General features: G+C 69.4%; 29 protein-coding genes and 1 pseudogene. 26 read left to right on the top strand and 4 right to left on the bottom strand.

Going from position 1 to position 21,278, the window contains the following annotated elements; translation table 11 throughout:
- The first annotated feature begins 296 nt into the window (after positions 1-296).
- From EJK15_RS54895 to EJK15_RS54905, 3 genes are read left to right on the top strand one after another with little or no spacing between them, the layout of a single operon-like run.
- Entirely contained in the window at positions 297-914 is a 618-nt protein-coding gene (locus EJK15_RS54895) for a TetR/AcrR family transcriptional regulator (protein ID WP_138718415.1), read from the top strand.
- Positions 911-1,102 (top strand): ferredoxin, encoded by a 192-nt coding sequence (locus EJK15_RS54900; protein WP_138718416.1) that lies wholly within the window; start codon positions 911-913, stop codon positions 1,100-1,102. The genes EJK15_RS54895 and EJK15_RS54900 overlap by 4 nt, the downstream gene beginning before the upstream one ends.
- A gap of 10 nt (positions 1,103-1,112) precedes the next feature.
- Positions 1,113-2,384 (top strand): cytochrome P450, encoded by a 1,272-nt coding sequence (locus EJK15_RS54905; protein ID WP_138718417.1) that lies wholly within the window; start codon positions 1,113-1,115, stop codon positions 2,382-2,384.
- A 38-nt stretch (positions 2,385-2,422) separates the two neighbouring features.
- Here EJK15_RS54905 and EJK15_RS54910 read toward each other — a convergent pair whose 3' ends face one another.
- The 3 genes from EJK15_RS54910 to EJK15_RS54920 form a co-directional block, all read right to left on the bottom strand.
- On the bottom strand, positions 2,423-3,205 hold the full coding sequence (locus EJK15_RS54910; protein ID WP_171075098.1) for an ABC transporter permease: 783 nt from the start codon (positions 3,203-3,205) through the stop codon (positions 2,423-2,425).
- 64 nt (positions 3,206-3,269) lie between these two features.
- A complete protein-coding gene (locus tag EJK15_RS54915) occupies positions 3,270-4,241 on the bottom strand; it encodes an ABC transporter permease (protein ID WP_138718419.1) in 972 nt (323 codons plus the stop codon).
- 1 nt (position 4,242) lies between these two features.
- Positions 4,243-4,695 (bottom strand): periplasmic substrate-binding domain-containing protein, encoded by a 453-nt coding sequence (locus tag EJK15_RS54920; RefSeq protein WP_138718420.1) that lies wholly within the window; start codon positions 4,693-4,695, stop codon positions 4,243-4,245.
- Between the two features lie 36 nt (positions 4,696-4,731).
- Between EJK15_RS54920 and EJK15_RS54925 the strand changes: the two genes are divergently transcribed.
- The 12 genes from EJK15_RS54925 (at position 4,732) to EJK15_RS54975 (ending at position 12,350) form a co-directional block, all read left to right on the top strand.
- The gene (locus EJK15_RS54925) at positions 4,732-6,078 is read left to right on the top strand and encodes a helix-turn-helix domain-containing protein (protein WP_206061721.1); all 1,347 of its coding nucleotides are present in this window, start codon (positions 4,732-4,734) and stop codon (positions 6,076-6,078) included.
- Between the two features lie 298 nt (positions 6,079-6,376).
- The gene (locus EJK15_RS54930; RefSeq protein WP_138718422.1) at positions 6,377-7,252 is read left to right on the top strand and encodes a hypothetical protein; all 876 of its coding nucleotides are present in this window, start codon (positions 6,377-6,379) and stop codon (positions 7,250-7,252) included.
- Positions 7,253-7,455: 203 nt separating this feature from the next.
- Positions 7,456-7,677 (top strand): hypothetical protein, encoded by a 222-nt coding sequence (locus EJK15_RS54935; RefSeq protein WP_138718423.1) that lies wholly within the window; start codon positions 7,456-7,458, stop codon positions 7,675-7,677.
- A 71-nt stretch (positions 7,678-7,748) separates the two neighbouring features.
- Positions 7,749-8,000 carry a hypothetical protein gene (locus tag EJK15_RS54940; protein WP_138718424.1) on the top strand — a complete coding sequence of 84 codons (252 nt, stop codon included), beginning with the start codon at positions 7,749-7,751 and terminating at the stop codon, positions 7,998-8,000.
- Positions 7,990-8,358 (top strand): hypothetical protein, encoded by a 369-nt coding sequence (locus EJK15_RS54945; RefSeq protein ID WP_138718425.1) that lies wholly within the window; start codon positions 7,990-7,992, stop codon positions 8,356-8,358. The genes EJK15_RS54940 and EJK15_RS54945 overlap by 11 nt, the downstream gene beginning before the upstream one ends.
- A gap of 3 nt (positions 8,359-8,361) precedes the next feature.
- Positions 8,362-8,514, top strand: a complete 153-nt coding sequence (locus tag EJK15_RS71760) for a hypothetical protein (protein WP_171075099.1) — start codon at positions 8,362-8,364, stop codon at positions 8,512-8,514.
- Positions 8,511-8,858: a hypothetical protein gene (locus EJK15_RS54950; RefSeq protein ID WP_138718426.1), complete on the top strand. Its 348-nt coding sequence runs from the start codon at positions 8,511-8,513 to the stop codon at positions 8,856-8,858. Before EJK15_RS71760 ends, EJK15_RS54950 begins: the two co-directional genes overlap by 4 nt.
- Positions 8,855-9,541 (top strand): hypothetical protein, encoded by a 687-nt coding sequence (locus tag EJK15_RS54955; protein WP_138718427.1) that lies wholly within the window; start codon positions 8,855-8,857, stop codon positions 9,539-9,541. The genes EJK15_RS54950 and EJK15_RS54955 overlap by 4 nt, the downstream gene beginning before the upstream one ends.
- 6 nt (positions 9,542-9,547) lie before the next feature.
- Complete coding sequence (locus tag EJK15_RS54960; protein ID WP_138718428.1) at positions 9,548-9,967, top strand: hypothetical protein; 420 nt, start codon at positions 9,548-9,550, stop codon at positions 9,965-9,967.
- Positions 9,964-10,467 (top strand): hypothetical protein, encoded by a 504-nt coding sequence (locus EJK15_RS54965; RefSeq protein ID WP_138718429.1) that lies wholly within the window; start codon positions 9,964-9,966, stop codon positions 10,465-10,467. Before EJK15_RS54960 ends, EJK15_RS54965 begins: the two co-directional genes overlap by 4 nt.
- A gap of 62 nt (positions 10,468-10,529) precedes the next feature.
- A complete protein-coding gene (locus tag EJK15_RS54970) occupies positions 10,530-11,786 on the top strand; it encodes a hypothetical protein (RefSeq protein WP_138718430.1) in 1,257 nt (418 codons plus the stop codon).
- A 99-nt stretch (positions 11,787-11,885) separates the two neighbouring features.
- Positions 11,886-12,350, top strand: coding sequence for a hypothetical protein (locus tag EJK15_RS54975; protein ID WP_138718431.1), 465 nt, complete (start codon positions 11,886-11,888; stop codon positions 12,348-12,350).
- Here EJK15_RS54975 and EJK15_RS54980 read toward each other — a convergent pair.
- A complete protein-coding gene (locus EJK15_RS54980; protein WP_138718432.1) occupies positions 12,347-12,616 on the bottom strand; it encodes a hypothetical protein in 270 nt (89 codons plus the stop codon). The two genes, EJK15_RS54975 and EJK15_RS54980, sit on opposite strands and share 4 nt — an antisense overlap.
- 67 nt (positions 12,617-12,683) lie before the next feature.
- On the opposite strand from EJK15_RS54980, the gene EJK15_RS54985 reads away from it, so the two are divergent.
- The 11 genes and pseudogenes from EJK15_RS54985 to EJK15_RS78100 all read left to right on the top strand — a co-directional run bounded on the left by EJK15_RS54985 (position 12,684) and on the right by EJK15_RS78100 (position 21,244).
- Complete coding sequence (locus EJK15_RS54985) at positions 12,684-13,304, top strand: hypothetical protein (protein WP_138718433.1); 621 nt, start codon at positions 12,684-12,686, stop codon at positions 13,302-13,304.
- A complete protein-coding gene (locus EJK15_RS54990) occupies positions 13,304-14,485 on the top strand; it encodes a hypothetical protein (protein WP_138718434.1) in 1,182 nt (393 codons plus the stop codon). Before EJK15_RS54985 ends, EJK15_RS54990 begins: the two co-directional genes overlap by 1 nt.
- A gap of 21 nt (positions 14,486-14,506) precedes the next feature.
- On the top strand, positions 14,507-16,300 hold the full coding sequence (locus EJK15_RS54995) for a DNA cytosine methyltransferase (protein ID WP_138718435.1): 1,794 nt from the start codon (positions 14,507-14,509) through the stop codon (positions 16,298-16,300).
- Between the two features lie 10 nt (positions 16,301-16,310).
- Positions 16,311-16,580 (top strand): DNA-directed RNA polymerase subunit alpha C-terminal domain-containing protein, encoded by a 270-nt coding sequence (locus tag EJK15_RS55000; RefSeq protein ID WP_206061722.1) that lies wholly within the window; start codon positions 16,311-16,313, stop codon positions 16,578-16,580.
- A 67-nt stretch (positions 16,581-16,647) separates the two neighbouring features.
- Entirely contained in the window at positions 16,648-16,905 is a 258-nt protein-coding gene (locus EJK15_RS55005; protein WP_138718436.1) for a hypothetical protein, read from the top strand.
- On the top strand, positions 16,898-18,703 hold the full coding sequence (locus tag EJK15_RS73620) for a DUF5131 family protein (RefSeq protein ID WP_206061724.1): 1,806 nt from the start codon (positions 16,898-16,900) through the stop codon (positions 18,701-18,703). Before EJK15_RS55005 ends, EJK15_RS73620 begins: the two co-directional genes overlap by 8 nt.
- On the top strand, positions 18,696-18,995 hold the full coding sequence (locus tag EJK15_RS55020) for a DUF4326 domain-containing protein (RefSeq protein ID WP_138718437.1): 300 nt from the start codon (positions 18,696-18,698) through the stop codon (positions 18,993-18,995). The genes EJK15_RS73620 and EJK15_RS55020 overlap by 8 nt, the downstream gene beginning before the upstream one ends.
- A gap of 54 nt (positions 18,996-19,049) precedes the next feature.
- Positions 19,050-19,897, top strand: a pseudogene (locus tag EJK15_RS55025) (deazapurine DNA modification protein DpdA family protein).
- Positions 19,894-20,178, top strand: a complete 285-nt coding sequence (locus EJK15_RS55030) for a hypothetical protein (RefSeq protein ID WP_138718439.1) — start codon at positions 19,894-19,896, stop codon at positions 20,176-20,178. The pseudogene EJK15_RS55025 and the gene EJK15_RS55030 overlap by 4 nt, the downstream one beginning before the upstream one ends.
- Positions 20,175-20,879, top strand: a complete 705-nt coding sequence (locus EJK15_RS55035) for a hypothetical protein (RefSeq protein ID WP_138718440.1) — start codon at positions 20,175-20,177, stop codon at positions 20,877-20,879. The genes EJK15_RS55030 and EJK15_RS55035 overlap by 4 nt, the downstream gene beginning before the upstream one ends.
- A 65-nt stretch (positions 20,880-20,944) precedes the next feature.
- Positions 20,945-21,244, top strand: a complete 300-nt coding sequence (locus EJK15_RS78100) for an HU family DNA-binding protein (RefSeq protein WP_138718441.1) — start codon at positions 20,945-20,947, stop codon at positions 21,242-21,244.
- The last annotated feature ends 34 nt before the right edge of the window (positions 21,245-21,278 follow it).

Genomic DNA, 21,278 nt, shown 5'->3' on the forward strand with positions numbered 1-21,278 from the left:
GCCATCAATCCAAGGGCCTGGAACGCCACATCCATCCAGCCATCGTCGCACCCGCTCCTCCACAACTGAACAGATCAAGGATGCGCCACCTCTGATGAGATTCCGCCAGATCAAGTGAGACAGGACAATCACCCTCCAGTCCGCAACACTCGGTCGTCGCTACTGCCAACTAGCGAGGCTCACTGCCAGATCCACTGCCAACTTCCGTGCCGTACTGCCAACTTCAAGGGGGCCAGACAAGAGAGGCCACGGGCAGGATCCTTGACGAATGAAATGAACAGTCATTTAATTCGTGTATGGGGCGTATCGCAGGCGTCACCGCCGCCGAAACGCGCGAACGGCTGCTGACGGCGGCCGCCGAGGTCTTCGCCGAGCGCGGGTACGACGGCACCCGCGTCGCCGACATCGCCGCGGCCGCGGGCGTGAGCAACGGCGCGCTGTACGCGCACTTCGGCTCCAAGGCCGACCTGATCGTGGCCGCGCTGCGCGCGCACGGGCCGCGACTGCTGGCCGACCTGTTCGCCGCCGACCCGGACCGGTCGATCGTGGATCTGCTGGTCGTCGTCGGGCGATGGCTGCCGCGCCGCCGCGACGCGCCCGGCTACCTCATCGTCGAGGCGCTGGTCGCGGCCCGCCGGGACGAGGACGTGGCCCGGCCGATGCGCGACTACATGGGTGAGCGCGCCGACTGGATGGCCGGGCTCGTACGCGTCGCCCAGACCGGTGGCGAGCTCGATCCCGGGCTGTCGGCGAAGGCGCTGGCCCACTTCTGCCTGCTGCTCGCGATGGGAAGTGCGCTCGTCACACCCGACCTGCACGCGGTGGACGACGAGGAGTGGACGGCGTTGCTCACCCGTGTCGTCAGCGCCTTCGCCCCTGCCGGCACCACAGCACAGAGCGGAGCAGCACGATGAAACTGAAGATCGATTCGGAGCGGTGCCAGGGACACGGCCGCTGCTACGACCTCGCCCCCGACCTGTTCGGCGAGGACGAGGAGGGCTACGGGCAGGTCCTCGGCGACGGGGTCGTGCCCTCGGGCGAGGAGAAGGCGGCACGGCTGGCCGTGTCCAACTGTCCGGAAAGAGCGATCGAGACCCTCTAGGAGGCGTGACATGAGCGTGGACGACCGCTTCACCCAGGACTTCCGGGAGGCGCGCGGAGACCAGCCCTTCGGCACGCGCAACGAGATCATCACCGGCCCGGTCGAGGACTGGGCGACCGACTTCTCCCACCTCGAGCCCGAGTGGGCGGCCGATCCGTACCCCATCCAGGACGAGCTGCGGCAGCGCTGCCCGATCGCGCACACCGAGCGGTTCGGCGGCGGCTGGCTGCCCACCCGCTACGAGGACGTCGCGGCGATCGCCTACGACACCGAGCGCTTCTCCTCGCGGTCGATCATCATGAGCAACTTCCGGCCGCCGCGCGAGCTGGCGCCGATGGGCGGCTCGCCGCCCATCTCCTCCGACCCGCCGTTCCACCACGACGCGCGCAAGCTGCTGCTGCCGGCCTTCACCAAGACCGCGGTCGCCAAGCGGGAGGCGGCCACCCGGGCGTTCTGCCACGCGCTCATCGACGAGCTGGAGGGGCAGGACGTCGTGGACGCCGCCCGCGACTACGCCCAGCACATCCCGGTGCGGGTCATCGCCGACATGCTGGGCTTCCCGCCCGAGGACGGGCCGCGCTTCCGGGAGTTCATCGAGAACGCCCTCGAAGGCGTCAACCTGCCGCCGGAAGAGCGCATCGCGCGGATGGGCCTGCTCTTCGACTACCTGCTCGTCCAGATCCGCGACCACGTCGACCACCCGCGTGACGACCTGACGACCTATTTGATCAACGCGGAGCTGTACGGCCAGAAGCTCGACCCGTCCCATGTGGCCGGCACGATGGCGCTGCTGCTGATCGCGGGCATCGACACGACCTGGAGCGCGATCGGCGCGTCCTTGTGGCATCTGGCGAAGACGCCGGCCGACCTGGAGCGTCTGGTGGCCGAGCCGGGGCTGCTGCCGACCGCGATGGAGGAGTTCCTGCGGGTCTACGCGCCGGTCACGATGGCGCGGCTGGTCAAGGAGGACGTGCGCTGGAACGGCGTGGACATGAAGGCCGACGACTGGGTGCTGCTGTCGTTCCCTGCCGCCAACCGCGACCCGGCCCAGTTCGACCGCGCCGATGAGGTGGTCATCGACCGTGAGGTCAACCGGCACGTCGCGTTCGGCCTGGGGATTCACCGCTGCGTGGGCTCGCACCTGGCGCGAATGGAGCTGCGGGTGGCCCTGGAGGTGTGGCTGGAGCGGTTCCCGGTGTTCGGGCTGGCGGACCCGGCGGCGGTGACCTGGGCGCCGGGCCAGGTCCGCGGACCGCGTACGCTGCCGCTCCGCATCGGCTGACCAGCGCCGGCGCCGCCGATGGAGAGCGGCGGCTCTGGTCACTCCTGGCTGAGCCGGCGGGCGTCGGCCACGAGGGCGACGGCCAGGCCGGTGGCGGCCAGGGCGAGGGCGGGCACGATCGCCAGCCGGGGCTCGGCCACCAGCAGCGGCACGGCCTCGCTCACCATCCCGCCCCAGTCGGTCACGGGCGGGGGCAGCCCGATGCCGAGGAAGCTCAGAGAGGTCGCCGCGACCAGCGTACGGGCGAGATCGGCGGTGGCGACCGTGAGCACCGGCCCGGCGATGTGCGGGCCGATCGTGCGGCGCAGCAGGTAGAACCGGGACGCGCCGATGGCGCGGGCGGCGAGCACGAAACCCGTCGTGGCCGCGCGCCGGGTCGCGGTGTGCGCGACGAGACCGCAGTTCACCCAGCCGAACGGCACCAGCGCGGCCACGACGGTGCCCGGCCCCGGCGGCAGCACGCCCGCCAGCGCGAGGGCGAACGTGAGGCCGGGCAGCGCGAGCGCCACCGTGGACGCGTACCGCAGCAGCCGCTCGGGCACCCCACCGGCCAGCCCGGCCACGGCGCCGGCCACCGTGCCGAGCGCCGTGGTGATCGCCGTGACGGCGAGCGCCAGCAGCAGGGACACAGTTCCCGCCGCCGCGGTCCTGGTGAGCAGGTCCCGGCCGAGCTGGTCGGTCCCGAGCCAGTGCCGCGCCCCGGGCGGCAGCAGGGCGACAGCGGGATCCGGCAGATACGGGTCGTACGGCGACAAGATCGGTGTGACCCCGCAGAACACCACGATCACCGCGAGCAGCACGACCCCCGCACGCCCGGTCATGGGCGGCGCACCCTCGGGCCCCTTCATGAGCGCGCACCCGGGGGGCCGGTCCCCGCGCGGCGCCTCACCGGCGACGCATCCGCGGGTCGGCCGCCGCCAGGCAGAGGTCCGCCAGGGCGAGCAGCAGCACCGTCATGGCGCCGACGACCAGCACGTACGCCTGCACCACCGGCAGATCCCGCTGCCTGATCGCCGAGATCGCCAGCTGTCCCACGCCCGGCCAGGAGAACAGCGTCTCCACCACCACGACGCCCGCCACCAGATCGGCCAGCACCGCGCCGGCCGCCGCGATCGCGTTCGGCGCGGCCAGGCGCAGCGCGTGCACCGTCACTGTGCGCCGCGCGCTGAACCCCTTGGCGGTGGCGAGCTTGACGAACGGCAGCGCCAGCGCCTGGGCCAGATCGGCGCGCAGCAGCCGCAGCAGCGTCGCGGCGCCCGCCAGCCCGAGCGTCAGCGCGGGCAGCACCACCGCGTCCGGGCTGCCGTCACCACCGGTGGGCAGGGCGCGCAGGCCGACCGCGACGACGGTGATCAGGAAGATCCCGACGATGTACGGCGGGACGCTCGCGACCGCCACCGCCACCACCGCGACCGCACGCCCGCCCGGCCTATGCCGCCGGGACGCGGCCTGCTGGGACGCGGCCCGGGGGGACGTGGCCTGGCGGAACGCGGCCCGCACGGACGCGATCAGCGCCAGCCCCACCGCGACGAGCGCCGCCGCGCCCGCCAGCCGCAGCGTCGCCGGTAACCGGGAGACGATCTCGTCCGTCACCGGAGACCGGTCAACGTAGGAACGCCCCAGATCGCCCTGTACCACGCCGGACAGCCACCGCAGGTACCTGACCGGCAGCGGCTGATCGAGGCCGAGCTCGGCGCGCAGGCCCGCGACACTGGCCGCCGTCGGCTGGATCCCGCCTCGCCGCAGGATCTCCTCGGCCGGGTCGCCGGGCGCCAGCGAGGTCAGCAGGAAGACCAGCACCGACAGCACCAGCAGCACGAGCAGCGTCTCCAAGGCACGCCGCAGCAGGAATCCCACCTCAGCCCGACGGCGTCAGCTTGCCGAGATCAACGACATACGCCGCATTCTGCACCACCCCGCCGACCTGGGCGGTGGTCACCACGGGATTGTCCTGGTACGCCAGCGGGATCATCGGGCGATCGGCCGCGAGCAGCCGCTGGACCCGCCCGTACAGCTCGCGCCGCCGCGCCGGATCGGTCTCCGCCGCCGCCCGGTCGATCAGCGTGTCGAACTCCTCGCTGCGGTAGCCCAGCCCGCGCTCGACGTTCCAGGCCGCGTCCGAGCGCAGGAACCGGCGGAACAGGTATCCGGTTCCTTTGCGGGTGCGACTTCTGCCGAGGCCGCTCTGCACCAGCCACCACTCGCACCCGACCTGCGGTAACGGCCGTCCGCCCACGTTCGGCGTGTGCCACTGTGTGCCAGTCGTGGCCCCTGAGTGCCGCTGGTTGCGGAATGCACGCGGAATGATCATGCCGTCCGCCCCCGCCGCTCGCACGAGCGTGGCGCGGTGATGGCGGCGGCCGACACGGGCCGCCCACGACAGCCCCAGCGCGGCACACCAGAGTGCGCCGCGCCTGTGGTGGCGGGCCCGCACGCACACCTGCACGCTGTACGCCCGGTCGGCGGCACTCCGCGCGTCACTTGGCGGCGGGGCACCGCCGTGTCGGACCTGCCCGACCTCATCGGCCCGCTGTCGCCGGCACTCATCCGGGCAAGCGTGCCCCGCCGCATGCGCCGTTCCCCGGACCAGCGCACATTCTTGCGTGAGCTCAAACAGGACGCCGACGTCCTGGCCCTGCGCAGCGACGGCTACGCCCACCTCATGCTGATCTGCACTCTCATCGCCTGGCGCATGAACTGGGAGACCAAGTGCTCCCGTCCCACGATCGCGTGGCTGGTCGAACGGTCCGGCCTGTCCAAGCCGACCGTGAAGCGCTGGGTCCGCTGGCTCCGGGAGCGCGGCTGGCTCGGCGTGGTCGAGCAGGGCTCCACCTGCCGTTACCGCAAGGGGACGATGGCTGGGCTGGTCGATGACGGGCTCGGCCATCGCGCCGCCGTGTGGGTGCTGTGCGTACCGCGTCCCATTCGTGATCCCCGCGACCAACTCCGTGATCAAGGTCCTTGTAAGGCTGCTGACCAGCCTGAACAGATAAGTGAACCCCCCTCTAGATCTCTCCGTAGGAGAGAACTAGATCCCACGCGCACGCGCGAGGAAAGATCACCAGCTCGCCGAGTCAAACCACGCATCTCGCCACAATGGGGACTCCACCAGACGCCACGGACGAAACGAGACCGACTAGCGATGTGTGAACGGCTCCGCCGCGAGTCGCCCGTGCTCGGCCTGATGACCCCCTGGTACCTGCGCTGGCTGCTCAAACCCTTCATCGACGCGGGAGCTACGGCGTCGGACGTGCTGCACGCGCTCGACGTCCGGGAGGACGACAGCCGGTGGAGCTACACCTGGAGGAGCCGGGACGAGATCCGGCATCCGGCGGGCTGGGTGCGGCATCGGCTGTCGGCCTGGCTCGGACCGGACGGGCGGGTGCTGCCGCTGCCGTCGCATCGGAGGGCGGCGGCGGACGCCCGGCGGCGTGCGGAGCAGGAGGCGCGGCGGCGAGAGTGGGAGCGAATAGCGGCCGCGGCCAGCCGGGTGCCCGCGCCCAGGCCCGCGACCGACGTTGAGGAACCCGCCGCCGCGGTGGCGGGTCTCGAGACCGTGGCACCGGTCGCAGCTGAGGCGGTCGGCCCGAACGCCGCGTTCCGGGCGGCTCGTGAGGAACTGGAGCGTCGTCGGCGGGAGCGGGAGGCGGCCGAGCTGGCGATGCTGGCTGTCCGGGGCTGGGGGTCGTCATGAGAGATCCGTGTCACGCGACAAGAGTCCGGGCACTGGCGGTCGGCGGCGTCGTCTCGGTCGGCTGGAGAGGCGCGGAATGCTCATCATGGTGGCCGCTGGCGGTCGATCACGGCCTGTCTGGAGTTGTCGGTACCGCCAACGATGATCTTGGCGGAGAATTGCCTACAAACAAGATCGCTAACGCTGTGACCTGCATCGATCCCTTACATATACATACGTGCAAAAGAGATAGACTGGAGGTAGTTCCACACAAGATCAAAACAGGCAGTGACCAGGCTAAACACCCCAAGGAGACGCCATGCACCTGCCCCCGATCGTCAACCGCATCCCCACCGGCCGCCCCAGCCCCGCCGACATCGGCCACGCCAACCACAACGCCGCCCTCGACGAACAGATCAGCCTCGTCGCCAACGCACTGGTCCAGGAACTCCGCGAAAACCACCACCCCTGGATTCCCATCTTCCAGGTCCGCGACGCCGCCACCAACCTCCTGATGGGCGACCACGCCACCGGCACCTGGCACGAACGCACCTGCGCCGTCTACGCCAGCATCGAGCGGGCCCTGCTGGACGGCAGCCTCTACGAACACGCCGAACGCGAGGGCCACGCCACCACCACAGTTCGCGCCGGTCGCGTGGCCAGCCTCGCCGCCACCGAGCACCTACGCGGCCACGACACCCCCGCATGGGAGGTCGTCCACGAAATTTGGGTGGAGACGCTGTGCCGCGCCCTCGACTACCTGGCCAACAACGGCCACGACCTGCCCCGCATGTTCGAGGCGTTCGACGCCTTCGACCATTACGACGCCGCCACCGGCAAGGCCCTCCTCCAGCACCTGACCGCCGTCCCCGCCGAGGACGTCGCCGCCATCACCCCCTCCCAGGTCCTCGCCGACGCGCGGGCGGCCGGCGCCCGCCCCGAGCACGTCCTCGACGCGGCAGCGGTCGCCATCGCCTCAGTCATCGCACCGGTGATGGGCGCCGACTTCAACGACCTGCTGCCCAACATGGCCTCCGACGTGCGGGAGTCGGCGCACGGCTGGCTCGCCGAGAACGCGGGCGTCGATCCCGACGCCGACGCCATCGACTACGCCGAGCTGGGCGACGACCAGGTGGCCGGGATGCTCGACTACCTCGCGAACCTGACCCGCGAGTACGACGAGTACGCGGGGTAGCTCGTTGGCGGTACCGCCAACGAACCGCACACGACCGCGGCCGGGCCCACGCCACATGGGTCCCGGCCGCACTACCTAACTACCTAGCTTGTGAACCCCCACCACCAAGAGGGAGATCGCTATGCGTCTCCCACGATAACGCACCGCGCGGGCCACACCGCAACCCCCGAGATCACGGCACGCGCCGAGGGAGAGGAAACACCATGTACTACCCCGAGGACGACTGGGCCACCGACCAGGAAGCCATCGAAACTCAGCGGCACGACGCCGACCTGGAGATGGCCCAGATGGCGCAGCGGGCCGACTACCTCGCCGCGCTCCGCAAGAGCGGCATCTGCACGCACAGCTCGGGCGTCGAGTACCGCAACCCGGCCGTGTACAAGGCGCAGAAGGGCCTCAAGCCCGGCCAGTCCCGCTGCACCTAGGGCACCGGCGGCTGCACCTTCGTCGCCAACTCCGACGCCGAGTGGTACGCCGCGCAGGAGGCGCTGTAGCCATGCTCATCACCCTGCCGGACGTGTCCGGCCTCGCGTTCTCCCTCGACCCGTTCGCCTACCTGCGCACCGAGGATGGTCAGCCGTTGCGGCTGGCGAACGTGTGGATCTGGCACGTGTTCGACGACGGCTCCAAGTGGATCGGGCCGAAGGTGTCGGTCAGCGTGCAAGGCGACGACGTGAGTGACGTCGCCCTGGCGCGAGCCGCGCACGCGAAGTTCATCAGTGACGAGGAGGACGACCTTGCTGGATGACAAGCTCGTCGCCACCGGCAACCCGGACCTGGACGCCTACCTGCGCATGTCGCGCGCCGTGCTGCCGCTCCAGCGGGGCCTGGACGACGCTGAGAAGCGGCTCGCGTCCGGGGCGTGGGACCGCAGCGTGTGGTGGGCGCCCAAGTGGGACCCGTACGAGGAGCGGTCGGGTCGTCTGCCATACGAGGACGCCGAGGTCATCGCCGCCATCGCACCTGGCCTCATCGAGGAGGCGATGGACGCCGCCGAGGTGCCCTATAAGGCCGGGGCCGCCGCCAGCCCCCGGATCGCGGAGATCGCCGCTGACCAGATCGTCGCCATGTGGGAGTCGTACGACCCGCGCTACCGGGAGAGCTGACCGATGCCCGAGTGGATCCGCGACCAGCTCATGAACCTGGCCGCCGTCATCGGCAGCGTCCTCGACGACCCGGCCGCCGACCACACCTACATGCTGAGGCACGCCCACGAGGACCTGGGACGCATCCTCGCCGAGGACGAGGCGGACGGGCGGTGAAGCCGCTCACGCCGGGTGCCGTGGTCGTCTACTACGGCTCCTTGCCGGACCAGTACGGCACGTGGACCGTCGTCGGGCCGTGCGGCTGCGAACGCTGCGACGAAGCCTTCGATCAGGTGTGGGAGCCGTGGTACTGGTCCCTGACCCGACGCGACCAGGCCCGCGCGGGCGCACTGTTCGACCGTCAGTACGGCCACCTATTCCCCCGCTACGAGCTGGCGGGCGAGAACGGCGAGCGGCTGCTGTGCGTGCGCCGCTCCAGCATCACCCCCGCTGGTACTGACGCGCCACCGTCAGCGCCAGCATCCACCACCACACCGAGCCTCGAGAGAGAGGGAGCATGAGCCACCACCAGGACTTACTCACTACCAAGGCCCGGCTCCACCACTGGACCCGTCTGGAGTCCACCCCGAAGGAACCGGTGTTCACACTGATGCGCGACCGGTGCGCCCTCCGCGTCACCTTCGCCGAGGGCATCGCGCAGACCGCCGAGCTGCTGCTGCCGGGCGCCGCCATCTTCGCCTTCATCGACCTGGCCACGGTCGAACCATGGATGCGATGCAGCCGGAAGGACATGGCCAAGCTCGGGATCGGCGACCGCGTCACCGCAGGCGACAAGACCGGGACCGTCGTCGGGTTCGAGCTGGAGGACCTGCGGCACGTCGTCCCGGGCAAGCCGTGGCCGCTCCGGCTCCAGGTCGTCTACGACGACGGCGTGGACGGCACGCCGTTCCCGGCCGCCGTCACCCGTATCGAGCCCGACTCTCGACCGGGAAAGCTGGTGCACTGCATGGTCTGCGAAGGACCGTGCAGCTTGGGGCGGCCGGCCTGCCGGGCGTGGCAGTGCGGCAACCACGCTGAGCAGATGTGCCTCATCGTGGCGCGGGCCACAGGACGCACCGAGCAGCCGCACCCGGCCGCGCTGTGCGCCTTCCACAGCCAGTACGGAGATCGGCGGTTCGACATCGTCCGGGTCCTGCACGACATCCCCACCATGACTCACGCCACCATCACCGAGGAGGTCTGACCACCGATGACCACCATCCCCGTCCTGATCCGCGACTCAGTCGATCTCATGCGCCGCACATGGCGGGTGCGCGGCGACTTCGTCATCGGCCGCCTCACCACCGGCCACGGGTTCTGCCCAGTCGGCGCGATGAGCGCCATCGCCGGGGACGTGTTCGTACGTGGGAGGCCGCTCGGCCGCGTCCCGCTCGTCCGAGAGACGCTGGCCTGGCTGGTCGAATACCACCGGCCGCCCCGCTGCCGCCAGGAGCGCGACAAGCGGCGCACCATCCCGCGCCTGGCGTACATGCGAGTCGCCGAATGGGCCGATTCGTTCCCCGAATCGGCGGACGATGAGTTGTACGCCGCCATGGAGGCCGCCGCCGACGCGTGGCTGCCGTCCTCATACCCCGTTGGCGCAACCGCCAATAGAAAGAGGAGATCATGACCGTGCCCTTTACCACCCCCGACCAGCAAGTGCTGTACCGGGAGCGCGCCTGGCGCGCGTTCGACCGCATCACCGCCGCAGACGAGGCCCCGTCCGCCACTGCGCCGTGCTGGAGGCAGGCCGAGTTCCGCACCCAGTGCGGCACCGGCTGCTGCTACGCGGGCCACGTCGCCCTCGGCAACGGAGGCCAGTGGCTCGTGGACATCCGTGGCGACGACATGTTCATCGACGGCATGGCCATCAACCCGGACGTGGACGAAGAACTGAGCTGGGCGGTGTGGGAGTACATGCTCGCCGAGCCCGACGACCCCGAGGACGCTATCGAGGAGGCGTACGGCAAGCGGGTGGTCCACGTGTCCAACCGGGCGGAACGTCTGCTCGGCTCTCCCCGTCGCTGCCATTACCTCTTCTTCAATGGCAGCAACAGCAGGGCACGGCTGGAGCGGCTCATCACCGAGCACATCGGCCCTCGGGTCATCGTTGGCGGTACCGCCAACTAGCTGCCTGGCTGGCCCGCACCTGCGGGCCAGCCAGCCCACCACCACCCAAGAGAGGAACCACCATGTCGAGAAGCGACATGACCGACGACGAACTCGCCGCTTGGAAGGCCCGCAAGGACGCCGGACGCGCGCAGGCGCACGCCGCCGAGATGCAGATCGCGCTGCTGCTGCGCGACAACCCTGAAGGGATCGACGGGTTCCGCATCTTCTGCGCCCGCATGAACCCGTACAGCATCCGCAACTGCATGCGCATCTACGGGCAGAACCCGGACGCAGCGCACGTGCAGCCCCGCTTCTTCTGGGGCGGCTACGGCCGACAGGTCGAGCCCGACGCGGCGGTGTGGATCATCGCGCCGAAGGTGGAGCGGAAGTTCACCAAGGAGGTCGAAAACAAACAGACGGGCCAGGTCGAGGAAGTCGAGGACGGCTACAAGATCTGGCCCGTTGAGGACGTGTTCCCGGCGCAGGCGACCGCGCCGAAGAACGCGCCATGCCCCTTCTGCGACACGCCGGAGGGGGAGCGATGCCCCGAGTCGTGCCCCGTCATGCAGCCGCAGGCCGGGGTACCTCCCACGCGGGAGGACGTGGCCGAAGCGCTCGCGGCCGTCCTCAAGCAGGTCGGCGGGTTCGACCCATCTGCGCTGTCCGGGCTGGGGCAGGACCCGATGCAGGACAGCTACGGCGACCCGTACGAAACTCCCGGCGTCCGCTGGGAGACCATCGCCGTTACGAAGGGCGCAGCCAAGTGGCGCAAGCCAGGGACGCGCCGCTACCGGTTCATTCACAGCGTGGACCTGGACCGGCCGGGCGTCCGCTACACCATCGCCGGGCTCGGCGTGATCTGGATCAGCCCGTACGAGCTGCGCTCCGACTCCGGCGGCGACGCTCCGGTCACCATCCAGTACGGCGACGACGTGACCGCCGACAGGCATTGGGACAGCCGCTACCACCACGCAGGACCGCACGCCCCCATCATCAATGCGATCAAGTTCGCCGGGACGTCGATCGTGTACCCGCACGACGAGAACTGGCGGTGGTTCGCGCCGCACCGGGAGGGGCACGGCACCGTCCCGGAGAAGACCGCCGAGCAGATGGGCCAGATCGTCCGCCAGCTTCTCGACCACTACCGCGGGCTCGTCGAGTACGACGCGATCGAGGAGGCCGGATTCAAACGGCGGGCGGATCGGCGGGCGCGGGAGGCGGAGCACGAGGTCGCTCGCCTGTCGGAGCGGGAGCAGGAGCTTGCCCAGCAGCGAGCCGACGCGGAGCGGTGCGCGGCCGAGCATCGCCACCAGGCGGCCAACCCGGCCGAGCTGTAGAAGCGCGAGCCCGCGCCTATCGGGCTCGCGCACCCCGATCCTACGGCCCCCGCCCGCCGGCGGGCGGGGGCATCCTTAACCCCAGAGGGAGCAACCACGATGAAGCTCGCAGCACTCGCCATGGCGACACTCCTCCTCGCCGCCGAGCCCGCAGGATGCGGCGCCAAGGGCAAAACCACCGACCCGTACAAGCCCGGTGCGCTCGGGTGCAACCGGGCGGTCCACGTCGAGGCCGTCCGCATCGGCTCCGCTGAGCCGCGCGTCCGTGTCCTGGTCAACGAGTCATGCACCGAGCCCTTCGGCATCGCCACCCAACTCCTGTCCATCAACTTGGAGTACCGCGAGAGGTTCGGCGCCCCGTGGTTTGCCGTCAACAGCGCGCAGTTCCCGAGCATGGCTGAGGATCACCGGTACGTGCTGACCCACCTGCCGTGCCTGTCGGGCCGCTATCGCGCCAAGGTCGGCGTCGCCGGGACGTTCGACACCGGCAAGGAGTTCAGGGCGTCGGTCGAGGAGTCGGCCGTGATCGACTGCGACAAGCCCCGCAACATCGCCGAGTTCTAGCGCCACCACCAGCGGCGGCGGGCCGCGCGAGCACGGAACACCTGCTCGCCGTCCGGGTCGCCGCCGTACAGGCAGCGCACCCGCAGCCGAGGATGCGGCGGCACGACGCCGACCGCCCAGTGTGACGCCGCCTCCGCTGCTGCGTGGGTGATGTTGCCGGTCGCGTAGACGGGCGGCGCGGTGCAGTCCGGCGTCTCGCCTGGCCACACTCCCCATCCGTCGCCCCACCAGGCGACCGTCCACACCTGCTCATCCACCACTTCCACGCATCCGATCGTACGACCCCGCCCCGCCACGAGCGGGGTCAACCACCACCAGTCAAGGAGGAAGACAGTGGCCAACACTGCGATCCCCATTCAGCTCGCTTACGCCGTGACCTACAACGGGATGGTCGTTCCGTTCATCACCCTCCATCACGCGGACGGCACCCCCGAACTCGGGCAGATCGACACCAACCGGGTGTCATGGTGCATCACCGAAGCGCGCTGCCAGCTGTGCGCCCAACCGCTCACCGAAGCCGCGGTGCTCATGGCCCGGCCGCAGGACTTCGGGCAAGGCTACGTCCCCGAACCCGCTCAACACCCCTGGTGCGCCGCCTACGCGATCAAGGCATGCCCGATGCTTTCGGGCCGGCTGCCCCGCCACCGCGACCGAACCCGTCCCCAGCGCCGCCAGTGCACGCTCTCGTCGGCGTACTGGTGCGGCCGGTCCGAGTCTCCCAGCGTGGACGCGATCGTCCGGTCAGGCCGGGCGGCGACGCCGTGGTACTCGGTCCGGTTCCCGATGGCCGAGTACGAGGTGAAGATGACGGCGCGGAAAGGGCCGCGCGGCATCTCACTCGCCCTCGTCAACGCGAAGATCCGGCTCGTCTCGTGGGGCGACCCCGACAAGACCGACCTGGGCCGCGTCCTGGTCTACAGCCTGCCGACGCCCGAGGCAGGGGGCGGCGGCTGATGAACGTGGTCCTGTCCTACGGCATGGGCGCCAACGGCACGGCGCTCCTCCTGCGCTTGCTGTTCGAGCCCGCTACCCGGCCGCCTGAGCTGCTGCCGGACCTGTCGAACCTGATCGTGATCACGGCGCAGACGGGTGATGAGTTCCTGGACACCGCCGTCATGGTCGAGCGGCACTTCTACCCGCTGCTGGCCGCGCGGCGGGTGCGGACGGTGCAGGTCGCCCGCGCGGGCCACTACGAACGCGACGGCATCACGGTGCTGGACGACACCCGCGAGCCGATCCTGTGCCTGACCAGCGGCGCGTACGCGCTGTCCGAGGAGCTGGTGACGACCGCGACCGTGCCCCAGTCCGGCGGGGTGCGCAAGCATAGCCAGAAGTTCAAAAGCTGGGTCATTGACCAGTGGATCGCCGACAACATCGGTGACGAGCCGTACGTGCACGTCATGGGCTACGACGTGTCCGAGCCCGACCGGGTCGCGGGCGACCTGGCGCTCGGCCTCCCCAACAAGATCCCGACGCATCCGCTCGTGGACTGGGGCTGGGACTGGGACGCCTGCGAACGCTACATCTACGACCGGCTGGGCGTCCGATGGAAAAGATCACACTGCGTCGAGTGCCCGTTCGCGTTCTCCGTCACCAAGGGCGGCAGGAAGCGGACCATCCCGTGCCTGCTCGCCCACCCTCACCAGGCCATGCGTGCGCTGGAGATGGAGTACCTGGCCGTCGCCTGCAACCCCAAGCAGGGCCTCCTCGCAGGCAAGCAGCTCTACGACCTGATCGCCACCTGGCCCGGCGGACCCATCCTGCTGGACGCCTTCCAGCGCCACCTCGACGGCATCGAGTGGGCGGTGTACGACGTGCGGCGCGGCTTCGGCGGCAAGGCCGGGGACGCGATGGCGCGCGGCAGCACCGGTCGGTCCCTGCACGCACTCGTCACCGGCACCCGCGCCGAGATGCTTGCCCGGCTGGAGCGCGCCGCCGGCCTGCTCGGGCGGCGGCTGGAGACGGACGGCCGCCACTACCGGGTGTGGTGGCGGCGGCGCAGCCTCTACTTCCCGACCGTCGAGCACCTGCTCGCCGTAGCGCCCGCGTGGGCGCACGACAAGACCAACCCCGCTTTCCCGAAGCTGTGGCGGAACGGCCTGAACGCCACCAAGCAACTCGAACTCGCCATCTGACCCTCACGGAGACAGATCGATATGTACGTGCACGACAGCAATGTGGTCACCCTCACTGACTGGTTCTGCGGCGCAGGCGGGTCGTCCCAGGGCGCCGACAAGGTCCCCGACGTGGAAGTGACGCTCGCCGCGAACCACTGGAAGCTGGCCCTCGACACGCACCGCACGAACTTTCCGAACACCCGCCACGAAGACGGCGACATCCGCGAGGCCCCCGTCTACGACTGGCCCCTCACGATGCTCCACTGGGCGTCCACCGAGTGCACCAAATGGTCCATCGCCCGAGGCAAGAAGCAGAAGTTCCTCAACTCCCAGCAGGAGGAACTGTTCGAGCTGCCCATGACGGAGGAGGAAGAGGAGGAAGCGCTCGCCGAGGAGGAGAGCCGCGCCCTCACCAAGCAGGTAGCGGACTACGTGGAGGGCTGCTACCACCGTCGCCGCTCCCCGACCGACATCGTGCTGGCCGGGGTCATGGAGAACGTCCTACCCGAGTACGACTGGGACGGCTTCGGCGCGTTCCGGGCGCGGTTCCACCGGCTCGGGTACAAGACGCGTGTCATCGGCTACAACTCGATGCACGCCCAGCCGGTGCGGACCCTCGCCGCGCCGCAGTCGAGGGACCGGCTGTACTTCGTGTACTGGCACAACCTGCTCGGCCGCGACCCCGACTTCGACAAGTGGCTGCGGCCCCGCGCGTACTGCCCTGGCTGCGACCAGATCGTGTACGCGATGCAGGTGTACAAAACCCCGACCCGCGAGGCCGGGGTGTACCGCAAGCAGTGGCACTGGCGATGCCCCAACAGCAGGTGCCGGAACGCGATCCTGGAGCCGCCCGTGCTGCCCGCGTGGGAAGCGATCGACTTCTCCCTCCCCACCCGCAAGATCGGCGAAGGGAAGCCGGGCAAGAAGTTCCGGCCCTACGCGCCGGCTACTGTCGCCCGTGTCCAGGTGGGCATCGATACGTTCTGGACGCCGCTGCTGGTGCCGACCGGCGGCACCTGGCGCACGGACCCGACCCCGGTGACGGAGCCGATGCCGACCCGGACCACCAGGGAGAACGACGGGCTGGTAGTGCCGCCACCGCTGATCGTCCCGGCTGAGGGCCGTGAGGGGAAGAAGGCCGCGCCCGCGACAGAGCCGTTGCGGACCACGACCGGCCGCCGGGAGACCGGGGTGGCGTTCCCGCCCGAGCCGTTCCTGACGCTGCTGCGGTCCGGCCGGGTGCGGAACATCGACCCGCGCCGGGATCCGCTGGCGACGCTCGTGACGGAGGGCGCTTCTCACGCGCTGGCGGTGCCGCCGTCGTTCATCGTCCCGATGCGGGGCGGAGGCGACAAGAACCGCGCCCGCTCGATCGACGGGCCGCTCGGCACCGTCTCGGCGGGCGGCAACCACAACCTCCTGGCGACTGGCCCGGAGGCGCTGCTCGTCCCGTACTACAAGACCGGCGTGGCCAAGCCCGCGAGCGAACCCGTGGGGACTCTGACCACGATCGACCGCTACGGGGTTGCTACCCCCGCCGTTCCCTTCCCCGAGAAGATCGACGTGCGGGAGGTCGGGCTTCGAATCATGGACCCCAAGGAAGTCGCCCGCGGTATGGCGTTCGAGCCCGACTACATCGTGCTCGGCAACAAGCGGCAGAAGGTGCGGCAGTACGGCAACGCGGTCACGCCACCCATGTCTGAGCTGCTGGTGTCCGCGCTTCGGGAACTTTTGACGGGTGAGGAACTGCTCCGGTATCTGGCTGCTCGACTCGTTGGCGGTACCGCCAACGCTGCCTCCGCTCGTCCGAGCGGGGCCACCCACCACCGATGAAGGAGAAGCCGTGTCGATCACCGACATCAGCACCGACACCCGCACCATCAACGAGCTGGTCAAGGCCACCGGCCTGCCCGACAACACCGACATCAGCGAGATGCCGGGCCTGACCGTCCGCGCCCTCAACTGCATGAAGCGCTGGGGCATCCACACGCTCGGCGACCTCGCCACGAAGGACGACGACGACCTGCTCGACATCCGGAACTTCGGGGTCGGCTGCCTGGACAACGTCCGCACCGTCCTCGCCCAGCTCGCCGAGCAGGCCACCACCTTCTGAACCCGACCAGGCTCCCGCCGGCCACGGGCTTGTCGGGAGCCACCTCACCACCAAGGAGATCACTGCTGTGAACGACGACTGCTACGACCCGATGTGGGTTCCAGACGAAGGCAGAGAACTGGAGCTGGCCGCACAGCGGCTCGAAGAGTTCCGCCCCGGCGCCGACATCTCCCCGCGCAGGGCGTTCCTGCTCGCCAGGTGGCTGCGCTCGTACGCGGCCGAGATCACGGAGAAAGCACGACAGCTCCGCCACACACCGGACGTGGATGAGAACGCCCTGGAACTAGCCCGCGACATCAACGAGGAGAACACAACCCGTGGCTGACAACAGCGCCATCGAATGGACCCAGGCCACGTGGAATCCCACCACTGGCTGTGACCGCATCTCGGCCGGGTGCGACAACTGCCTGGCTCCCGAAACCAGAGTCCTTCGCACCGACATGACCTGGGCACCCATCGCCGACATCAAGGTCGGAGATCGACTCGTCAGCTTCACCGACAAGCCCGCCGCCGGGCAGAACCGTGTCTGGGAAGAAGCCACCGTCCAGGCCGTGTGGGAGACCCGCAAACCGACCGTCACGGTGGAACTCGCAAACGGCGCCACGTTCACAGCGAGTGAAGACCACCTGTGGCTCATCGCCAAAAGAGGAGCGTCCCAGTGGTGGCGCAAGACCATCGGGCTCAACTTCAAGACCGAAGTGCGCGCACTCCAGTGCAGCCCCACGAACACCGAGACGGACGACTACCGCGCCGGATACATCGCTGGCGCGACAGAAGGCGACGGAACCTTCCGCTGGGACCCTTCATGGCGGTCCTCGTCGATGGGCTACCCGCAGTCGTATTGGAGAGTCGCGAAGCCCGAGCAGGACGTTGACGTCCTTGACCGGCTGGTGGAGTATCTCCACCGCTTCGGTGCGGAGGTGTCCGTCCGATCGTTCGACCAGGGCGAGTCCTCGTCGTTCGCCACCGACAACCCGCTGCCGATGGCGAAGGTGGAAACCCGGCGCCGCAACCATCTGGCGTTAATCACCGAACTCGGTCAGGAGCGGAACTCCCGCGAGTGGATGGCCGGATGGCTAGCCGGAATGTTCGACACCGACGCCTCCTACAGCGGCGGCAGTCTCCGCTTCTGCCAGACGAAGCCGAACGACGTCCTCGACAAGGTCGAGCGATACGGGAAGGAACTCGGCTTCCACCTCAAGGCTGAGCATTACGAGGGGTCGGTGTGCCCAACGGTCCGCTTGATGGGCGGCATCGCAGAGAACATCGCCTTCCTGAGTTCCATCCACCCCGCGCTGACTCGACGCTGCCGCGACTTCTACGGCAAGCGGATCGAGACACCAACCAGCCCGGTCGTGGGGATCCGTCGCGGCCCTGCACAGCGACTCATCGACATCACCACGTCAACGGGGACCTTCGTCGCTGAGGGAGCGCTCACCCATAACTGCTACGCGCTGACGCTGGCCAAGCGGCTCAAGGCCATGGGGCAGCCGAAGTACCAGAACGATGGCGACCCGCGCACGAGCGGACCGGGCTTCGCTGTCACCCTTCATCCGAGCACGCTGGCCGAGCCGCTGCGGTGGCGTAAGCCCAGGACGGTGTTCGTCAACAGCATGTCCGATTTGTTCCATGCTCGCGTTCCGGTCGAGTTCGTGGATCGCGTGTGGGCGACGATGGAGCAGACGCCGCAGCACACCTACCAGATCCTCACCAAGCGCCCGGAGCGGATGGCTCGTCTGCTGGCGGGCCGCCGGCCGCTGCCGAACGTGTGGCTGGGCACGTCGATCGAGTCGGACGAGCACGTGCGGCGCGCTGACGCGCTGCGCGAGGTCGAGGCCGCCGTGCGGTTCCTGTCCCTTGAACCGCTGCTCGGGCCGCTGCCTTCGCTCGACCTGACTGGGATCGACTGGACGATCGTCGGTGGCGAGAGCGGACCTGGCGCGCGGCCGATGGATCTCGCGTGGGCGGCTGATCTCCGCGACCGGTGTGCCAGGGAGCGAGTGCCGTTCTTCATGAAGCAGCTCGGGGCCGTTCTCGCTCGGCAAAAGGGCTGCTCCGACCCGAAGGGCCACAACCCGGCGGAGTGGCCGGAGCCTTTCCCGAGGGAGTACCCCCATGGGTAGGCGGGTCAAGGTCACTGGGGACCTGTACCACGGGCGCGTCCCCGAGGGAGCCGTCTACATCGGCCGCGCCGCGCCCGGCCTGCGGCGGTCGCCGTTCGCGAACCCGTTCCCGGTGGCCGCGCACGGGCTCGAGAACGCGCTCCGCATGTACCGGCGCTACCTTGCCGAGCACCCGGATCTCGTGGAGCGGGCGGTCACGGAGATCGGCGATGCGGACGTGGCCTGCTGGTGCAAACCGGCAGAGCGGTGCCACGGGGATCTGCTGCTCGCCGCGATCGCGGCCAGGAGGTGACCCGTGGAGTTCTTCCTCGGTGCCAACACCGGGTCCTGGCTCAAGCGCAAGGACGTGGGCAAGCCTCTCTGCGTCGCATATCGGCACCTGGCCAAGATCAAGGGAGATCTGCCGCGCGCCGTGGTGCCCTGGATTCTGGACTCCGGCGGGTTCAACCAGATCACGATGCACGGCGAGTACCGGGTCAGGCCCATCAACTACGTCCGCGCGGTCGAGCGGTTCGCCGACGAGATCGGCATGCTCTGCTGGGCGCGCAGCAGGACTGGATGTGCGAGCCGCCCGCGCTCGCCAGTTCGGGCCGGACCGTGGAGTGTCACCAGCGCCTCACCGTCGAGAACTACTGCGTGCTCCGCTCCAGGTCGAACCTGTTCATCCCGTCGTTGCAGGGCGACTGCCGGGACGCCTACCTGCGGCACGTGGACGAGTTCGACCGGTACGGCATCCGACTCGATGAGCTGCCGCTCGTCAGCGTCGGCTCGGTGTGCCGGATGCAGAGCACCCCGGAGATCGGCCGCGTCCTGACCGCGCTGGCCAGTCTCGGGCTGAGAATGCACGGGTTCGGTGTGAAGACCATCGGCCTGCGCCGGTTCGGGCATCTCCTCGTCTCGACGGACTCCATGGCGTGGTCCACCAACGCCCGGAAGAACGCCGACGACATCTACATCGACGTACCCGAGCACACCCATCCCCGCCGTGGCAAGACGTGTTCGAGCTGCCCCGTCTACGCGCTGGCGTGGCGGAAGCGGATGTTGGCCAGCATCCCGCCGCCGCCCGCTGCGGTGGCTATCGAGCTCCCTGCTCTCTACGCGGGGCGCAAGGTCCTGCCCCAGTACCGCGACATGCCGATGCCCGCCGTACGACACCGGCCGGGCATACCCATCTACTCCAGGAGAGCATCATGACCCAACTCCACGACACCACCACCCCGGCCGAGGGAGAGTGCCCGCCGGTCGAGCCCGCCGACTTCCTGCCGTACCTGGCCCGCAGTGTTGGACACAACCTGGACGTGCTCGCGTTCGCGACCGTGGACGGCTACCAGGCGGAGATCAAGATGGCGGCCGAAGAAGCGGCCCACGGCATGGACTCGCTGATCAACGCCCTCATGCAGGGCGAGGGCCTGACAGTCGAGGAGGCGCAGTCCCGCGCCGCCGCCCTCATCGCCGAGCAGGGGGAGGACTGGTGAGATCCGACAAGTGGGAACGGCTCATCACCTGCCTGGACATTCTCCAGGAGAAGGACAACCCATCTCCACGCGAGGTGGCCACTCAGATCGGCGTGAGCGAACGGACGGTCCTCCGCTACCTGCGCGACATGAACGGCGGCTCGCGACGCCCGCCGGCCTACTACGAACGGGTGATGCCGGACATCCTCGCCCACCTGCGCCGCTACCCGCAGTCCCGGTTCACCACGGGCGAGTTGGCGCGCGTGCTGCTCGGCGACCGGACGCTGCACCTGGACGCGGCGCTGCGGCGAATGGAGCAAGCAGGTCTCGTGACGCGCACGGTCGAGCCCCGCAGCGACGGCCTATTTGCGCAGGATCAGCCGGTCACGTGGTGGCAGCTGCACGAGGGCGCCCCACGGTTCGCCGCGGTGTGCTCGGCATGCCGCGCCCGCCCGGTCGCGGTGCAGCGGCTCGGCTGGTGCCGTGCCTGCCACGAACGATGGGCGCGAGCTGGCAAGCCCCAGGGCGGCCCGCCGAAGCCGAGGAAGGGCGGCCGGCCGCGTCAGCCCGACACCGAGGAGAAGGTGCAGAAGACCCGGAAGCTTCTCGCCGCAGGCAAGGGCACCATGGAGATCGCTCGCCTGCTTGGCGTGGACGGGTCCACGGTGTGCTACTACAAGCGGCGGCTGGTTGAGCGGGGCGATCTGCCCCAAGCGTGCTGACGTTGGCGGTTTCGCCAACGAGCGCCGTACGCTGCCCAGAAGATCCGTAAGACAAGGAGAACAGGGTGAACAAGCAAGAACTGATGGACGCCGTCGCCGACCACGTGGGCGCCGAAACTCCGAAGGACCGCAGGCACGTGAACGCGGCCCTGGCCGTCATTCAGCAGGAGGTCGCGGAGGGTGGGACGGTTTCGGTGGCCAGGTGGGGGAAGTTCGAGTCCAGGCTGCACAAGGCGCGGACGGCCCGTAACCCGAGCACCCAGGAAGAGGTACTAGGGCGCGTATTGGGTTGTGATCAAGGGGTGGCTCGTGTGAGGTCTTTGATCCAAATCATCGCGCCACGAAGGTGGAGGCCGGCGATGTAGCTCTCAGGGGTCTTGTCGTAGCGGGTGGCGATGC

The organism is Nonomuraea basaltis (genome assembly GCF_005893125.1).
Classification (GTDB): Bacteria; Actinomycetota; Actinomycetes; order Streptosporangiales; family Streptosporangiaceae; genus Nonomuraea; species Nonomuraea basaltis.